Origin of the sequence: Nocardia sp. NPDC058497, from assembly GCF_042720195.1 — a bacterium.
In the GTDB taxonomy this organism is placed as follows: domain Bacteria; phylum Actinomycetota; class Actinomycetes; order Mycobacteriales; family Mycobacteriaceae; genus Nocardia.
The window spans coordinates 1-1,695 of record NZ_JBHXMY010000885.1 but is presented as its reverse complement, the minus strand read 5'-3'; the positions used below and the strand labels follow the sequence as shown (position 1 = coordinate 1,695).

Annotated in this window: 1 protein-coding gene; it reads left to right on the top strand. The window is 66.4% G+C overall.

Annotated elements, in window-relative coordinates; all coding sequences use genetic code 11:
* A partial coding sequence (locus ACFWPJ_RS32120; RefSeq protein WP_378857186.1) for a GMC family oxidoreductase occupies positions 1–1,328 on the top strand: 1,328 nt, incomplete at its 5' end.
* Between the last annotated feature and the right edge of the window lie 367 nt (positions 1,329–1,695).

Here is a 1,695-nt window from a genome sequence, read left to right as displayed (position 1 = left end):
GCGACTGGGGATACACCTCACGGGGCGGGCGACTGAGCCCCGAGATCGCCACTATGCGCGGCAAGGTGATCGGCGGGAGTTCCGCCGTCAACGTCGGCGCCGCCCTCCGCGCCCGCGCCCGCGATTTCGCCCGATGGGCCGAGCAAGGGCTCGACGACTGGACCTTCGCTGACGTCCTACCGTATTTCCGCGCCCTGGAAAACACCCCCACCGGCGATGACGAGTTTCACGGGCGTAGCGGGCCGATGCCCGTGCGCCAACTGACCGACTCCGAGCTGACCCCCGCGCACAGTGCCTTTATCGACGCCACGGTCGCCCGTGGCCACAAACGGATCGCCGACTTCAACGGCGCCGAGCAGGGCGGCGTCGGAGCCTTCGCCGTCAACGTCGTCGACGGGATCCGGCAGAACACAGCACTGGTCTACCTCACCGCTGAGGTGCGCGCTCGCCCGAATCTCACCGTGCACAGCGCCGTCACCGTCGACCGGGTCCTGTTCCGCGGTACGAGTGCGACCGGAGTGGTCACCGCCGACGGCGCCGTGCACAACGCCGACGAGGTGATCCTTTCTGCCGGGACCTACGGAAGCGCCGCGATCCTGCTGCGCTCCGGCATCGGCCCCGTCGGCGACCTGACGTCGCTCGGCATCGAGCCCCACGCCGACCTACCCGTCGGACAACACCTGCAGGACCACCCGTTCTTCCACACGATCTACGAACTCGCTCCGGGGCGAGCCGAGATGACCCCGGCCCTCGGCGCGCTGCTGTGGACCGCCTCCAGCGAGGCCGCGGACGGCGAACTCGACCTGAATATCGTCGCCGTGCATCCCAACGGGGCTCCGTTCATGCCCACCGGCGGCGTCATCGCCCTGTCCACGGCTCTCGTGCTCCCCGACGCACACGGCACGCTACGCCTCGCCGGCCGCGATCCGCTTTCCCAGCCCCTGATCGACCACAACTACCTCGGCACCGACCGCGACCGCCGGCGCATGCTCGAAGGCGTACAACTTGCCCGCGATCTGGCCCGTCACCCGGCACTCACGCCATCGCTCGCCGGGCTTCTGATCCCGCGCGAACTGCCCGACGAAGCCGCGCAACTGATGCAGGTGGTCGAATCCAACCTCTCCATCTACGGCCACCCCACCTCCACCGCCCCCATGGGTGCCGCCGACTCGCCTCAGGCCGTCGTCGACTCCCGCGGAGCCGTGCACGGATTTGCCGCCCTGCGTGTCGTGGACGCCTCGATCATCCCGTACGTGCCCTCCAGCGTCACCAACCTCACCACGATCATGCTCGCCGAACGCATCGCCCACCTCGTCTACAGCCGCTGATATCCCAGAGACTGCCGCGTAACCGGCCACTCACGCTGCGGACTGGTCCGGAATCGCCGTATTCAGGTGGCGCCCGTGGGGGTCGGGGGTTCGAGTCCCCTTGGCTCCACTTTCGAGAAACCCTCTCTGACATGCGTTTCTTCACGTCCTGGATTGCGTCCAAGATCAATCATGGTATAGCGTTCTGAACATGTTCAATGAACATGTTCAGTCGCGGTCGGAGCAACAAGCAGCGACGCGACAAAAGGTCTTGGCGGCAGCCGAACGGCTCTTCCGCGCCCAAGGTTTCAAGGCTGTCTCTTATACTCAAAACCAAACACAACACACCGCAAAAAAACGAGTGTGGCGGAGGGTGGGGGTGATGGGG